General features: G+C 38.9%; 13 protein-coding genes. 9 read left to right on the top strand and 4 right to left on the bottom strand.

Going from position 1 to position 16,167, the window contains the following annotated elements; all coding sequences use genetic code 11:
• Positions 1-254 precede the first annotated feature (254 nt).
• On the bottom strand, positions 255-482 hold the full coding sequence (locus tag KTH84_RS09450; RefSeq protein ID WP_262472962.1) for a hypothetical protein: 228 nt from the start codon (positions 480-482) through the stop codon (positions 255-257).
• Between the two features lie 636 nt (positions 483-1,118).
• Here KTH84_RS09450 and KTH84_RS09445 point away from each other — a divergent pair.
• Positions 1,119-1,841 (top strand): pirin family protein, encoded by a 723-nt coding sequence (locus tag KTH84_RS09445; protein WP_262472961.1) that lies wholly within the window; start codon positions 1,119-1,121, stop codon positions 1,839-1,841.
• 71 nt (positions 1,842-1,912) lie between these two features.
• On the opposite strand, the gene KTH84_RS09440 is transcribed toward KTH84_RS09445, so the two are convergent.
• Entirely contained in the window at positions 1,913-2,536 is a 624-nt protein-coding gene (locus KTH84_RS09440; RefSeq protein WP_133974563.1) for a TetR/AcrR family transcriptional regulator, read from the bottom strand.
• Positions 2,537-3,060: 524 nt separating this feature from the next.
• Between KTH84_RS09440 and KTH84_RS09435 the strand changes: the two genes are divergently transcribed.
• The 4 genes from KTH84_RS09435 (at position 3,061) to KTH84_RS09420 (ending at position 7,454) form a co-directional block, all read left to right on the top strand.
• Positions 3,061-4,020, top strand: a complete 960-nt coding sequence (locus tag KTH84_RS09435; RefSeq protein WP_262472960.1) for a metal-dependent hydrolase — start codon at positions 3,061-3,063, stop codon at positions 4,018-4,020.
• Positions 4,021-4,085: 65 nt separating this feature from the next.
• The gene (locus KTH84_RS09430; protein ID WP_262472959.1) at positions 4,086-4,919 is read left to right on the top strand and encodes an SDR family NAD(P)-dependent oxidoreductase; all 834 of its coding nucleotides are present in this window, start codon (positions 4,086-4,088) and stop codon (positions 4,917-4,919) included.
• A 22-nt stretch (positions 4,920-4,941) separates the two neighbouring features.
• Positions 4,942-6,465 (top strand): flavin-containing monooxygenase, encoded by a 1,524-nt coding sequence (locus tag KTH84_RS09425; protein WP_262472958.1) that lies wholly within the window; start codon positions 4,942-4,944, stop codon positions 6,463-6,465.
• A 113-nt stretch (positions 6,466-6,578) separates the two neighbouring features.
• On the top strand, positions 6,579-7,454 hold the full coding sequence (locus KTH84_RS09420; RefSeq protein ID WP_262472957.1) for a class I SAM-dependent methyltransferase: 876 nt from the start codon (positions 6,579-6,581) through the stop codon (positions 7,452-7,454).
• 9 nt (positions 7,455-7,463) lie between these two features.
• Here KTH84_RS09420 and KTH84_RS09415 read toward each other — a convergent pair whose 3' ends face one another.
• Positions 7,464-8,477 (bottom strand): AraC family transcriptional regulator, encoded by a 1,014-nt coding sequence (locus KTH84_RS09415; protein ID WP_262472956.1) that lies wholly within the window; start codon positions 8,475-8,477, stop codon positions 7,464-7,466.
• A 136-nt stretch (positions 8,478-8,613) separates the two neighbouring features.
• Between KTH84_RS09415 and KTH84_RS09410 the strand changes: the two genes are divergently transcribed.
• The 4 genes from KTH84_RS09410 (at position 8,614) to KTH84_RS09395 (ending at position 13,668) form a co-directional block, all read left to right on the top strand.
• Positions 8,614-10,101, top strand: a complete 1,488-nt coding sequence (locus tag KTH84_RS09410) for a flavin-containing monooxygenase (RefSeq protein WP_262472955.1) — start codon at positions 8,614-8,616, stop codon at positions 10,099-10,101.
• Positions 10,102-10,144: 43 nt separating this feature from the next.
• On the top strand, positions 10,145-10,999 hold the full coding sequence (locus KTH84_RS09405; RefSeq protein WP_262472954.1) for an SDR family NAD(P)-dependent oxidoreductase: 855 nt from the start codon (positions 10,145-10,147) through the stop codon (positions 10,997-10,999).
• Between the two features lie 76 nt (positions 11,000-11,075).
• Positions 11,076-11,969 (top strand): alpha/beta hydrolase, encoded by an 894-nt coding sequence (locus KTH84_RS09400; RefSeq protein ID WP_262472953.1) that lies wholly within the window; start codon positions 11,076-11,078, stop codon positions 11,967-11,969.
• Between the two features lie 28 nt (positions 11,970-11,997).
• The gene (locus KTH84_RS09395; RefSeq protein WP_262472952.1) at positions 11,998-13,668 is read left to right on the top strand and encodes a GMC family oxidoreductase; all 1,671 of its coding nucleotides are present in this window, start codon (positions 11,998-12,000) and stop codon (positions 13,666-13,668) included.
• A 65-nt stretch (positions 13,669-13,733) separates the two neighbouring features.
• Here the strand turns inward: KTH84_RS09395 and KTH84_RS09390 are convergent, their stop codons facing one another.
• Positions 13,734-15,932 (bottom strand): OsmC domain/YcaO domain-containing protein, encoded by a 2,199-nt coding sequence (locus KTH84_RS09390; protein WP_262472951.1) that lies wholly within the window; start codon positions 15,930-15,932, stop codon positions 13,734-13,736.
• Positions 15,933-16,167: the final 235 nt, after the last annotated feature.

The following is a 16,167-nucleotide window of genomic DNA, read 5'->3' as shown; positions in this document are numbered from 1 at the left end:
TTTTTCTGTTCAGACCTATAAACAAGAACCTCAAATAAAAGAAGCAACAAATATGCCACTCATTTGGTTTCTAGTTCATACATAGGAAATAACCACAGCCCCTCTTGAAACACAAAAAAGCTGCATAACCCCTATGCAGCTTTTTTACTATACGTTCAATAAGTTTAACAGATTCAACAGAAACATGATCAAAATTTATGAAAAGATATGACCAATAACATTGTTAAAATTAAAAAATTTATAGCGCTTTATTATTAGAAAATAACTTTTTTCTCGCCGATATATTCTTGTATGTTATAGGAAGCTAAATTGCTGTGATGAGCATGATTCGGATTGCGTTCGATACTTTGTAGATTTATTTCTGCTTCTTGAATAATCCGCATCAATTCTTGATGTCTTTTATTTTGAGTATCTAAGTAAGCCCAATACCCTAATACAAAGACAATACCCACACATAACACTATTAATACTTTATTGATCATTATTATTATCTCTATGTTTTTAATGTTAATGATCTTAACAAAAAAAAATAGCTTTGTGAATGTTTTCACATTTATTTACAATAACACATATTTACTCAAATATTTGAAAAGAAAAGTGATTTTAGATATACACAACTATTAATTGATAAATATAAAACTTTTCTCTTGAAAAGTAATTTATTTATCAATCTGTAATGTTTAGTTATTTTTAACATTAGGTTTTTATCAGGTTTAATTCTTAAGCTTACTTAAATATATAGATTAAAAATAATGGTACACATAAATTGAAATATCTCTGTTTTTGTAAAAATTCTATAGGATAAAAAAATTTTATTTTTACTTAATTTTCTATCTTATAAATTTTCTATTTAGATTGTTTTTTTTTGAATTCATCTCGAGCTTAAAAAGATATTTTCAGCTCCAAATAAAACCTCCACCTTCTCATTTAAGAAGTAATTATTTTTTAAGTTCGAATACCCCTTTACTCTATCTGTAGCGACTAGAAAAGTAGTCATTTTATAGCTTTTTTCATCGTTCCATAAATCGCACCAAGCTTTCCATTTTCAGAGCTTTATTACAATAATCGATACGATAAAATGTGCTCATAGACAGAAAAAACTAAATTAGGAGTAGATCATGTTTGATATGCGTTTATCTCATGAACGTGGTGCAGCACATCACGGCTGGTTACAGTCAAAACATAGCTTTTCGTTTGCTAACTATTGGGACCCAAAACAAGTCGGTTTTTCAGATTTACTCGTAATTAATGATGACAACGTTGCTCCATCTAAAGGTTTTGGTACTCACCCTCATCGTAATATGGAAATTATTTCATATGTACTTGAAGGTGCATTAGAGCATAAAGATTCAATGGGTACGGGTTCTGTGATTGTCCCAGGTGATATTCAGTTGATGAGTGCAGGTCGTGGAGTTGCCCATAGTGAATTTAACCATTCAGCACAAGAAGGTGTACATTTCTTGCAAATTTGGGTCGTTCCAAATGAAGTAAATACAGATCCAGGTTATCAACAAATTCACGTTGATGAAGCAGACAAACGCGGTAAATTGCATTTGATCATTTCACCAAAAGGTGGTGAGAAAACTTTAACAATCAAACAAGACATTCATATTTATTCAGGTCTTTTTGATGGTGAAGAAACTGCTGATTTTACGATTCCTGATGGTCGATATGTGTACTTACATGTGGCGAAAGGCCGTATTGATGTAAATGGTAAAACCTTTAACACAGGTGATGCTGCTCGTATTCGTGATGGCGGAAACTTATCGTTTACCCATGGCGATAATGCCGAAATCTTGATTTTCGATATGCGTCCGGAAGAAGTTCCAACCATGCCATAATATAACTAAGCCCTCACATACAGCTTTATGTGAGGGCTTTTCATTAATATTGCGATTGAAAAAATTCTAATTTATGAATGCTCTTCTGAGCGTGCCATCTCTGTATTGATATAGCTCATGATCATTGTGGTTAAACCTTGCACCATCTCATCGAAACTAATGAAGGGATTTGGCAAAATAAGATGTCGTGCCACATTAAAAATCCCACTATTAATACAGATATAAGTGATAACAGCCAAATTATTGATTTTTAGGTATTTTGGATTATGCATCATATATTTCATGATGACTTCCATTAAAGCCTGCTCAATTTTTGGAATATATTTATCGTATTGCAACTCACCTGCATAACGTAAAACAGTCAAATAACGGTCATTATTTTTCTTTAGTAAATCACTAAAGGTATAAAAAATCATTTCAATGACAGGCTCTAACTCCAACTGTAAAATCGTCGGTGTAAGTTCCGTAATCATGTCCAGAATTTCCCGAACAAAAAAATGATTCATCGCATCATAAATTTCTTCTTTATTTTTAAAATATTCATATAAAGATCCGACACTCACCCCTGCCATTTCTGCAATATGACGTGTAGTGGTGCCGCTGGGACCATGAAGCGCGACCGCAATAAAACCAGCTTCAATAATTGTGTCGACAGTAACTTTGGCTCGAGTTTGACGAGGTTTACGCGTGGTCATACGATCTAATCAATAATCCGAACATAAAGTCAGATTAGCATGTAATCAGACACGGTTGAAATAAAAAAACAAAATCCGAATAGTTGTCAAACTTCATTAAAAGAAAGCTAAAAAATCAAGCTTATCTAAATCATTTAAGATGTATTCTATCTATGATTCTACATATTTAAAAATTTAATTTATTGATATTTTTCAAATATATATTGTTTTAAAATTTAATAATCACTTTATAAAGTTTAAGTAAAATTAGTGTTGCTATATTTAAAAATTTACCCGAATTGAATCCGAACATAAAGTCAGATTAATATGAAAAAATTAAAGAAGAGTCATTCATTGGCTTTAGCCTGCATCGACTCTTCTTTCCGTTATTCAGCCAAATAATCAAATAAATAACGGAGCAACAACACCGTAGTCAATTACAGAGAATACTCTGCCTTTGAAAATGGAATTTATTAGTGCTTTGTTGATCATTGAATTTATTAGTTTTCAGCAAAATGCACCACTACTTGTCTCAAGGTGTCGCCATGATCTCGACCACAGTTAAAAAATCATTAAATAAACTTAAATTTCACCGTGAAATCGAGTTACCTGATTTTGCTAGTAAAGCCTCTATTCCAATCCGTCATTTAAATATTGGTTTTGATGGCAAGGAAATTGATGTCAAGTTCTATATGAACAATCAATTTGCCACCTTGTTCTTTGCCACACTTTCTGTGTTTTTGACTTATGGTGAAGATCTGGTGATCGAAACAGCTCGTCATCATCGTGAGTTTATTAAAGATCCGATACTTAAACAACGTGTTACGTCGCTCATTGGTCAAGAAGCAATTCATTCAAAATTGCACAATGAATATAATGATGCACTTCAGGATGCTAATTATCCTGTTGCACTCTATCGTTTCCTTGGCTCGAACTTCTTTAAATATGTGTTTTTGAAGTTTCCACAGCCGCTTAAGTTATCGATGATGGCTGGTATTGAGCATTTTACCGCGGTACTTGCTGAATATATGATGAAGCATGAAAAGAATTTCTATCATTCAGATGATGCCAAGAGCCGTGCTTTATGGATGTGGCATATGCTTGAAGAATCTGAGCATAAAGATATTGCCTATGATGTCTATCAACTCTTAAATGGCAACTATCCATTACGAATTTCAGGTTTCTTACTTGCTCTAGTTACCATTTTGGGACTAATTCCTGCGACTACTTTGTTTGTACCAGTTTTAAGAAAACCGCAAGAGATGTTCACCTTAAAATTCTGGAAAGATGCCCGCCGTGGCGTAGGTTTAATCTTTGGTCCGAAAGATGGTGTTTTCGGAAGTACAATTGGTCAGATTCTTGACTATTTACGCCCAGACTTTCACCCAAATGACCATGATACAACTGAATATCTTGAGTATTACAAAAAGAAATTACTGAACGAAGGCGGAGCCATTGCCCCTTACTTTGTTAAAGAATTTACCCCGCCTGTACGCGTATCTTAATCGTCCTTTATGACTAGCTATCTCGTAGATAGCTAGTTTCTCTTAAAGTTATTTATGGATGAATCATGATTTTATTTGGCAAAAAGAAAGTTAAACCAAGCCAAAAAGCTTATGCCGTGGTGACAGGTGCAGGCAGTGGGATTGGACGCAGTTTTGCAATTGAACTTGCAAAACGTGGTGGCAGTGTAGTTTGTGCAGACATTAATCTGGAAGCTGCTGAAGAGACCGTAAAATTACTTGAGCAACAAGGTGCAAAAGCTTTTGCCATACGTTGTGATGTAGGTAATGCTGAACAGGTTACACATCTAGCTGAAAAAGCTGAAATTTTAATGCAACACCCTGTGACCCTACTGATTAATAATGCTGGTGTAGGTTTAGGTGGCAAGTTTGATGAGCTTAGCTTGGAAGACTGGAACTGGGTAATGAATATTAACCTTTGGGGTGTTATTCATGGCTGTCATGCATTCGTTCCAAAGTTTAAAAAGTTGGGTTACGGCGCGATTATTAATGTTGCATCTGCTGCATCTTATACAGCCGCACCAGAAATGACAGCCTACAACGTGACTAAAGCAGGTGTGCGTGCGCTGTCAGAAACGCTTTCTGCCGAACTGCATAAGTTCAATATTAAAGTTAATGTACTCTGCCCTACTTTGGTTCCAACCAATATCATTAAAAATGGTCGGATTCCGGGACGCTACTCCAAGCTTGCAGACCATGCACTCATGAACTATGCCCTGACTACAAGTGATGATGTAGCCAAATTAACACTTAACCGATTAGATCAGGATGAGCTGTATACCATTCCTCAACTTGATGCAAAGTTATTCTGGTTAATGAAGCGGGCATCACCGAGCTTGTATACCAAGTTCCTTGGCACATCTTACAAATTATTTAAATAAGAAATTTATAGGTAGTACGCATATGACTGCTCAAATGAAAACAAATGCATCAGCAAAAAAAGCTGTCAATTCACCCAACCACGTTTTCGACACCTTTATTGTAGGTGCCGGCATTTCAGGTATAGCCACTGCCATTCGCCTAGATCAAGTGGGCTATACCAATTATAAAATTATTGAAAAAGCGAGTCGTGTAGGCGGTACATGGCGTGAAAACACCTATCCAGGTTGTGGTTGTGATGTCCCTTCAGCACTTTATTCTTACTCGTTTGCACCCAGTGCAAAATGGAGCCATTTATTTGCTCGTCAGCCGGAAATTTTAAGTTATCTGGAAGATGTAAGTAACGAGTTTAATGTCGCATCAAAAATCGAGTTTAACAACGAACTGCTAAATGCCGCATGGGATGACTCACGCCATTTATGGGTGCTTGATACAACGACAGGTCAGTATTTATCTAAAACCGTTATTTTCGCTACAGGTCCAATTACCGAAGCTCAAATTCCACGTCTTGAAGGTTTGGATACGTTTAAAGGCGAGATGTTCCATTCAGCAAAATGGAATCATGATTATGATTTAACTGGTAAACGAATTGCCGTAATTGGTACAGGTGCTTCTGCCATTCAGTTTGTGCCACAAATTCAACCAAAAGCGAAAGAGCTTTTGGTGTTCCAGCGCACAGCTCCGTGGGTACTACCAAAACCAGACACTGACTTGGGCGAATTTAGTAAATCAGTCATTGCAAAATATCCATCCATTCAGGCGAGCTGGCGTAAAAGTGTAGCTCTCACACTGAATGCAATTAATTTTGGTTTACGTAACCCACTTGCACTTAAACCAGTAAACTTACTGGGCAAGCAATTACTAAAACTACAAATTAATGACCCTGTACTGCGTAAAAATGTGACACCGAACTTTGATATCGGCTGTAAACGTATTTTATTTGCCAATAATTATTATCCAGCTCTACAAGCACCAAACACGACCCTGATTCCTCATGGTTTGGTTAAAGTTGAAGGTAATACGGTTGTTGCTGCCAATGGCGAACGACATGAAGTTGATGTAATTATTTGGGGTACTGGTTTTGAGGTATCTCACCCACCAATTGGTAAACGTGTTCATAATGAAAAAGGTCAACGTTTACAAGATTTATGGAAAGATAGTTCGCCTGAGGCTTATTTAGGGACCAACATTGAAAATGTACCGAATGCATTTTTAATTTTAGGACCGAATGTCTTGGTCTATGACTCTTTTATTGGCTTGGCTGAAGCACAGCTAGACTATATTGTAGATGGCTTATTGAAAATTAAGAACAAAGGTATTAGCAAGTTCAATGTTAAGCCCGAAGTGATTAAAAAGCATAATGATCTGGTGCAAAAGCACTTAAAAACAACTGTCTTTAATAGTGGTGGTTGTAAGAGCTATTATCTTGATGCCAACGGACGTAACTTTGCTGCATGGCCATGGTCATTGAAAAAGCTTAAACAACGTTTGAAAAGCGTCGATTTGAAAGATTATGAAGTAACGTATCAAACGACGAAAACTCATTAATTTGTAATTTTGATCAAATCAGTTGTAAGAAGTGGGCAGTGTTTTTTATGTTTTCATGAAATACACTGCCTTCTTCGTTGAATATCTTCAAGAAATAAAAGAACAGGATAAAGATGAAAGAAGGCCAATCAAGCCGTACTGCCGAAGCCGCTGCTGCATTACGAGCAAATCACTTTAAAAATACGGTCAGCCCTGTATTTTCAGATCCTTATGCTTTTGAACTGACCAGCAAAGGCTGGAAAAAACTTCTATCTAGCCCACTTCTTGTTAAATTAATGAATTCTGCGGTTTTAAACCGCACTTTAGGTTTACTCACTGGGCAAGTCGTCGGACGCTCTCGTTATGCCGAAGATTTGCTTGATCAGGCAGTTCATCAAAACATCCAACAATATGTATTAGTGGGTGCAGGCTTAGACTCTTTTGTATTACGCCAATCGCACCATTACCCAACTTTAAAAATCTTTGAAGTTGATCACCCCGATACGCAAGCTGCAAAACAATCTAAATTAAAAAAACTAGGCGACCTTCCCTCTACTGTTGAGTTTGTCGCAATTAATTTTGAGAAAGAATCGATTTCAGATGCTTTGGCTCGGAGTTTATATCAACAAACAGCACCAGCTTTCTTTTCTTGGCTGGGTACTACTCACTATTTAAACCCTCAAACCACCTTGCAAACTTTAAAAAGTATTGCTGAATTTGCGGTAAATGGCAGTGAAGTTGTACTCGACTATTCAACCGATTTTCAAGAGTTAACTGGCATTGAACGCATTGGTAGCATGGGTGTTGCACAGTTTACGCATTTGCTCAAAGAACCTTTATTGGGACAATTCAAACCAACTGATTTACATGGTGCAGTTGAACAGATGGGATTTGAAGTCGTTGAAGATCTGTCAGGTGAAGCTATTACTGAACGTTATTTCAATGCGCGCCCAGATGAAATCCGTCATACGGCAGCAACACGCTTATTGCATTTGCGTTTGAATAAATAAAATCAGTTATTATTTAATGCTTAACCGCATCGCATGCGGTGTCTTTCCATACCATCTTTTATAGGCATGAATAAAACTGGCAGGTTCTGCATAGCCTAACCATTCGGCAATTTGCTCAACTGAAATTTTAGGCAAAGCCAAATATTGTTCTGCTAAAACCTGCCTAACTTCTTCACGTATTTGAATAAAAGTCATCTCTTCTTGTGCCAAATGACGGCGTAAAGTACGGGCATTTATATGCAATCGATCTGCAACTATTTCCATAGATGGCATTTCTCCACGAATATGCATTAATTGCTGCTGCACTAAAGCCGTAAACTTTTTTTGCGATTGGCGTTTATCTAAAATTTGCCGACACTGCTCTTCAGCCGTATGTAAAATCAGGTCATTGGCCATTTGCAGTTTTTGATCCACTTTGTGTGGATCGAGTAAAACAAAGTTCTGAGCTGCACCAAACTCCGGCAGAATTCCAAACAAATCGATATAAGGTTGTGCATCCCCTTTAAGCTGAAAAGCAAAAGCCAAATATTGGCAAAAATTATCTTGTACTAAATCACGTTGCACAGTGATAAGAGCAGCGGCATCACGTTCAATAATAAACTTTTTAACTGAAGGAGGTATGCCCTCACCTTCAATCTCAATACGTGTGCCTTCATCGGTATCAGAAACTAAAAAACGAGTAAAAGCAAAAGTAAGTGAAAAATAGGTCAGTGCAAAATCAAGGGCTTCACGAATGCTGGCACTACTCATAAGGGCCATACCTAATGGTCCAAATGTTGTAAAGTGGTATCGTGCTCCCACTTCTAAGCCTAAAGTAGGCCGATCTACAAATTGCTCAACTAGATTATGAATCAACTGCAATTCTTGTTGGCCTGAAACCACCATATTAGGGTCAAGCAATTGCTGTTGATTAATTCCTGTCTCTTTTAAAATGGTCTGATAACAAACACCTGCTTCTGCTGCAAAATCAGCCATAAGGCGAACACTGTGTATGCTACGTTCAAAAGCCCAAGTGTACGTCACTGTACCATCCAGAATGTCCTCGAATCACAATATTTTGTCCTCATCCATCCTCTAAATCAAGAGAATAAATGTCTATGCTGTATATAGGAAATTGCGATTTTTTCGCCCACTGTTTTTAAGGATTTTAGAGCAGCCTATGTTTAATTCGTTATCTAATTCAAATAAAAATGTACGTATCGCCATTATAGGCACTGGTTTTGGTGGTTTAGGTCTGGCGATTCGACTCAAACAAGCTGGTTTTGATCAATTTACACTCTATGAAAAAGCCGCCGATGTTGGTGGTGTCTGGCGCGACAATACTTATCCGGGTGCTGCGTGTGATGTTCCGTCACATCTTTATTCTTTTTCTTTTGAACAGGAACTCGGCTGGAAAAACCGTTACGGCACATCTCAAGAGATTTATCAATATTTACGCCACTGCGCTGATAAATATGACCTTCGCCCGCATGTTCAATTTAATACCGAAATTGCCAGTGCCGAATTTGATGCCCTACAAGGTGTCTGGCACATTCAAAGTACCAATGGCGAACGTTTTGAAGCCGAATTTTTAGTAGGTGCCGTGGGCCAGCTCAACCGCCCCGCCTATCCAAAACTTAAGGGCATTGAAAACTTTAAAGGTAAAGCTTTTCACTCCGCTCGCTGGGACCATGAATACGACTTAACTGGCAAACGTGTTGCTGTAATTGGTACAGGTGCAAGCGCCATTCAGTTTGTTCCCGAAATTGCTAAACAGGTTGCTCATCTTGATGTTTATCAACGTTCGGCACCTTACGTCATTCCAAAACCAGATCGGGTTTATCAACCTTTAGAGAAAAAAGCTTTTCGTAAATTACCGATTTTGCAAAGTTTAGATCGTGCTTTGCAATATGGTCACCATGAAATTCGCCTACTTGCCTTCACTACATCTTTAAATGAAATGCCTTTAGTGGAATATTTATTCCAGCGCCATATTCGTAAAGTGGTGAAAGACTCCAAATTACGTCACCGTTTAATGCCGGACTATCCAATTGGCTGTAAACGTATTTTAATTTCCAACCACTGGTATGAAACGCTCACTCAACCTCATGTTGATGTCATTCATACAGGCATTCAAGAAATCACTGAAAATGGCATTTTAGATACGGACGGAAATCTGCGCGAAGTTGATACCATTATTTATGGTACTGGTTTTGCTGCAACTGAATTTATGGCACCAATGCAAATTACTGGATTAGACGGACGTACCTTAAAAGACACATGGAAAGATGGTGCAGAAGCATATCTTGGCTTAACTGTTAGCGGTTTCCCTAATTTCTTTATGCTTTATGGTCCAAATACCAATCTTGGACATAATTCAATTGTCTATATGATTGAAAGTCAGGTGAATTATATTTTAGATGCCATTCAAACACTGATAAAAAATAAGTTGTTATTCACCAATGTTCGTGCGGAAGTTCAACACGAGTTTAACCAAAACATTCAAGAAAAAATGAAGAAAACCGTATGGGCGCAAGGTTGTACGAGTTGGTACCAGACTGCTGATGGCAAAAATACCAATAACTGGCCAGGTTTTACCCTTGAATATCGTCAACGCACCCGCCGCTTTGATATTGAAAATTACACGCAGGTTTCGGCTATTTCTTAATCAGCTTTACGATAGGAAATCAGAAAAATAAACGGAGAAAATTATGAAGTCATTTAAGAACAAAGTCGCTGCTGTTACAGGTGCAGGTTCTGGTATTGGACAAGCACTTGCAATTGAACTAGCAAAACAAGGCTGCCATCTAGCGCTTTCCGATGTAAACGAAGCGGGTTTAGCCAAAACTGTCGAGCTATTGGCGACCTACCCAGTCAAAGTGACCACTCAACAAGTTGATGTTGCCAATCGTACCGAAATTGCAGATTGGGCAAAATTTGTTGTAGATCAACATGGACAAGTTAACCTGATTTTTAATAATGCTGGTGTGGCAATGGGCAGCACTGCCGAAGGTATAAGTTATGAAGATCTTGAATGGTTGATTGGTATTAACTTTTGGGGTGTGGTTTATGGCACCAAAGAATTCTTACCATTCTTAAAGCAAAGTGGTGATGGGCACATTATTAATATTTCCAGCATGTTCGGTTTAACAGCTCAACCAACCCAAAGTGCTTACAATGCCAGTAAATTTGCCGTTCGTGGTTTTACTGAATCTCTGCGTCAAGAACTTGATATGCAAAATGCGGGGGTTAGCGCGACCTGTGTACATCCGGGTGGTATTCGAACCAATATTGCCAAAGCTGCTCGCATGAATAATAGCGTCCAGTCTTTAGGAATGGATCCTATTAAAAGTCAGGATGCCTTCGATAAATTACTTCGCACCCCAGCTGACGAGGCTGCTCAACAAATTTTAGAGGCTGTTCGTAAAAACCGTCGCCGTTTACTGATTGGAGCTGACGCGAAAGTCGTTGACGTAATTCAGCGTATTCTTCCACAGGGTTACCAAAAGATTTTTGCAACAGCAACTGCTTTGCAAACTCGTTTACTTAACAAACCAGCAAAATAAAAATCACTGATCAGCATCTCTTAAATTGAGGAGATGCTTATTCAATAAATGACAAGCTCTAGTATGAGTTCTTATTATGAAGCAGCTTCTTGCATGGACCATCCGGACGACATTACGTCCGGCTTTGTCTCCTAAAATTCCGGTGAAGCTACAACGTTTTTGTAGTGATGCAGCTAGTGCTATTGTGCGTGGGCCACGCGGATATAAAACTCAAAAACAAAGTATTGCCCAAGTTCCCACACTTCATATTTTGCCCAAGTCTACCAAAAATGGACTAGGAATTTTATATTTACATGGTGGTGGCTATGTCGTGGGCAGTAGTAAAAGTCATTCTAAACTTGCCGCCCAAATTGGACATGCAGCTCAAGCTCAAGTCTGGTTACCAGAATATCGCCTAGCTCCAGAACACCCAAGCCCAGCTGCTCTTGAAGATGTAATTTCAGTCTATAAAGCTTTACTTGCTCAAGGCCAAAATCCGAAAAAGCTCGTAATTGCTGGAGATTCTGCTGGTGGTGGGCTGAGTTTAAGTACTGCAATTGCTATTCGAGACTCAGGTTTACCATTACCTGCCGCATTGGTTTTACTTTCACCGTGGATAGATTTAAGTCTGTCTGGGAAAACGATGAAAACGCATGCGACTCAAGATGCCATGCTGTCTGAAAGCTGGTTGTCTTGGTGTGCAAAAAACTATTGCGGACAAAAACCTGCCACCGATCCAAGCTGTTCGCCACTTTATGCTGACTTAACAGGTTTACCCCCTGTTCTGATTCATGTCGGCACCGAAGAAGTCTTATTAGATGATGCAAAACGCCTTGCTGAACAAACCGGAAAATATGGTATTCCGATGAGCTTTAAAGTTTATGACCAAGTCGGACATGTTTTTCAGTTTCACGCGGGTATACTAAAAGAATCTGATGACTCAATTGAGCACATTGGACAATTTATTCATAAATATGCCCAGTCAATATAAAAAGTATCGCCAGACAGGAGTCCTCGGCATGACAACAAACAATTATGACTATGATTATCTCATTATTGGTTCAGGCTTTGGCGGTAGTGTTTCTGCCTGCCGCCTAACCGAAAAAGGTTACTCAGTTGCCGTGATGGAAATGGGGCGTCGCTGGAAAGCTGAAGATTTTGCTAAAAATAACTGGAACTCCCGCCGTTGGATCTGGCGTCCAGGCATGAAGCTTTTCGGCTATTTCAATATGCGTTTTTTTCGCCATGTCACCATTATTTGTGGTAACGCCGTAGGTGGCGGCTCAATTACCTATGCCAATACGTTACTTGTTCCGCCTGAACATATTTGGGATGAAGGTACTTGGGCAGATGCTGCTGACTGGAAAAATGAAATGCCACAGCACTATGCTGAAGCAGAACGTATGTTAGGGGTAACTGATAATAAAATTCTTGGCCCTGCCGATCACATGTTAAAGAAAATGGGGGAAGCTATCGGAGTGGGTCACACATTTAAACCGACTCGGGTTGCGACTTTTTTCCCACCCGAAGGTGAACAAGGCGGAAAGACCTACCCAGACCCATATTTTAACGGCGAAGGTCCAGACCGCGGTACATGTACTGCATGCGGCGGTTGTATGACAGGTTGTAAACACAACGCAAAAAATACGTTAGATAAAAACTATTTGTACTTTGCCGAAAAAAATGGCGCCAAGGTTTACGAAGAAACAAAAGTCGTGGATGTTAAACCACTCAATGGCAAAGCAGATGGCAGTGATGGCTATGAAGTCACCACCGAATGCTCAAGTTCATGGTTTAACAAACAGCGCCGCACTTGGCGCGTTCGTAATGTGATTTTCTCGGCATCGTCTTTGGGTACTCAAGAGATGTTGTTTCGCTTAAAACAGTCTGGTTCTCTGCCAAATATTTCTGATGACTTGGGTAATCGGGTACGTACCAATGCCGAGTCTATTTTAGGGGTTCGTTTCTTTGGTAAAGATGTCGACATGAGTAAAGGCGTTGCCATTGGTTCAAGCATCTATATTGACCATGACACGCATATTGAAGCCACCCGATACCGAAATGGTTCCGATGCAATGGGTCTCATGTGTACCTACATGGCAAAAGGCAAACCGGGTTGGACACGTATTTTCTTTTGGTTATGGGCTTTGATCTGCCATCCATTTATTTTTCTACGCATGAGTAATCCAGTTGGTTTTGCGCGTCAAACCTTAATTTTCTTGGTCATGCAAACAGCAGATGCCTCAATTAACATGCGCTTGAAACGTAACTGGTTTTGGCCTTTTGGCAAGGTTTTATCGAGTGAGGGCCAAAAGCTACCGGTTTATATTCCGCAGGCCAATACTTTTACCGAAAAGGTTGCCAAAATGTTTAATGGGCATCCTATGACGACCATTACAGAAATTTTGTTCAACGTGCCCTTTACAGCGCATTGCATGGGTGGCTGTGCCATTTCTTCAAGCCCCGAACAAGGCGTTGTTGATGGGCAGAACCGTGTGTTTAACTATAAAAACTTATATGTAGTCGATGGTTCAATGTTAGGTGCAAATTTGGGCGTTAACCCGAGTTTAACCATCACAGCTCTAGCAGAACGTGCAATGTCGTATATTCCTGCTAAAAACACTTTAGGCGAACATCAAGATGATACAGCAGAGGCAGAAATCTTAGAGATCACGAAAGTGCCTGCTTAAAATATAGATTTGTTTTATAAAAAAAGCCTATTTTAAAAATAGGCTTTTTTAATTCGCTTTTTAAATTACATCGTCACGGCTTTAGCACGAGCTGCATGTAATTTTTTATAACTATCGATCAGACGTAAATGGCGATCAAGCCCTTCTAGTTTCATGCTGGTTGGTGTTAAACCATAGAAACGAACGCTACCATCGACAGAACCTAATACTGCATCCATTCGCGTGTCACCAAACATACGGCGGAAATTAGTAAGGTAATCTTCAAGCTCTAGTTCATCGTCCAACATGACTTCAAGCACAACGTTCATGCATTGATAGAACAAGCCACGCTCAACGGTGTTGGTGTTATATTGCAGGTAAGTTTCGACTAACTCTTTTGCCTCTTCAAATTGCTGCAAAGCAACGTAAATCAACAATTTCAACTCTAAAATCGTGAGTTGTCCCCAAACTGTATTGTCATCAAATTCAATGCCAATGAGTGTGGTGATTTCGGTGTAATCGTCTAGCTCACATTCTTCTAAGCGCTCAACCAATGCCTCAAGTTGTTCATCATCCAAACGATGCAGATTTAGAATATCTTCACGGAATGAAAGTGCTTTATTGGTATTGTCCCAAATCAAATCTTCAACGAGATAAATTTCTGAATAATCCGGTACTAAAATACGGCAAGCGGTCGCACCTAAGTGCTCATAAACTGCCATATACACTTCTTTGCCCATCTCTTCGAGAATACCGAGCAATGTTGCAGCTTCGTCTGTATTCGACTCTTCACCTTCTCCAGAAAAATCCCATTCAACAAAGTCATAGTCAGATTTAGAACTAAAGAAGCGCCAAGACACTAAACCGCTTGAGTCAATAAAGTGCTCAACAAAGTTGTTCGGCTCAGTCACCGCATTACTTTGGAAAGTCGGTTGAGGTAAATCATTTAAACCTTCAAAACTACGACCTTGAAGCAGCTCAGTCAAACTACGCTCTAAAGCAACTTCAAAACTTGGATGTGCGCCAAACGATGCAAAAACACCACCCGTACGCGGGTTCATCAAAGTCACACACATTACAGGGAACTGGCCACCTAACGATGCATCTTTAACTAAAACAGGAAAGCCTTGCTCTTCTAAACCTTTAATACCAGCAACAATACTTGGGTATTTCGCTAATACTTCTTCAGGTACATCTGGAAGTGCAATTTCACCTTCCAAAATTTCACGTTTAACAGCACGTTCAAAAATTTCTGACAAGCATTGAACTTGGGCTTCAGCCAAAGTGTTACCTGCACTCATACCATTACTTAAGTACAAGTTTTCAATTAAATTTGATGGGAAATATACAACTTCATCGTCAGACTGGCGCACAAAAGGTAGCGAACAAATGCCACGCTCTACGTTGCCTGAATTGGTGTCATATAAATGCGTACCGAGTAATTCATCATCTGGGTTATAAATCTCAAGACAATATTCATCTAAGATTTCTTTAGGTAATTCACCATTCGGACCCGGTTTAAACCATTTTTCATCTGGATAATGCACAAATTCAGCATTGGCAATCTCTTCACCCCAGAACTGGTCGTTATAGAAGAAGTTACAATTAAGGCGCTCAATGAACTCGCCCAATGCAGAAGCTAAAGCACTTTCTTTAGTTGCACCTTTACCGTTGGTAAAACACATCGGAGACTGCGCATCGCGGATATGTAATGACCAAACATTCGGGACAATATTACGCCAAGACGCAATTTCAATCTTCATGCCCAAGTTGGCCAAAATAGCGGACATATTGGCAATGGTTTCTTCTAATGGCAGGTCTTTACCCTGAATAAAGGTATGGCTTTCTGAAGTTAAGCTTGGCAATAACAATGCTTGCGCATCTGCATCAATGCTTTCAACTTCTTCAATAATAAATTCGGGACCAGTTTGAATCACTTTTTTAACAGTACAACGGTCGATTGAACGTAAAATCCCTTGGCGATCTTTCTCTGAAATATCGGCTGGTAATTCAATTTGAATTTTAAATGTTTGCTTATAGCGGTTTTCAGGATCAACAATATTATTTTGCGATAAACGAATATTATCGGTTGGGATATCTCGAGCTGCACAATACACTTTTACAAAGTAAGCGGCACACAATGCAGAAGATGCTAAAAAATAGTCAAATGGGCCCGGTGCCGAACCGTCACCCTTGTAGCGAATTGGTTGATCGGCAATTACCGTAAAGTCATCGAACTTAGCTTCCTGTCGAAGATTGTCGAGATAATTAACCTTGATTTCCATGCTGGCACCTAAATATTTTTATGTGTCAGCACAGACACATAAAATTCTAAATATTGAAATATAAGCCGAATCACAGCGAAGAAATTGACTTAAAAAATGAGAGATTAAAGCCATGTGTTTAATGAACGACTCAATTGGCTTTAATAAGATTGGCGGTATTATAGAGTGATTTTGTGAAGTTGATAACTAAAGTTAAAACATTGATGCTCACAATGTTTTAACTTGTCTTTAATTT

The sequence above is a fragment of the Acinetobacter sp. WU_MDCI_Abxb74 genome (genome assembly GCF_025513915.1).
Classification (GTDB): Bacteria; Pseudomonadota; Gammaproteobacteria; order Pseudomonadales; family Moraxellaceae; genus Acinetobacter; species Acinetobacter calcoaceticus_C.
The sequence above is the reverse complement of the archived record's forward strand: the minus strand, read 5'-3'. Positions and strand labels throughout refer to the sequence as shown.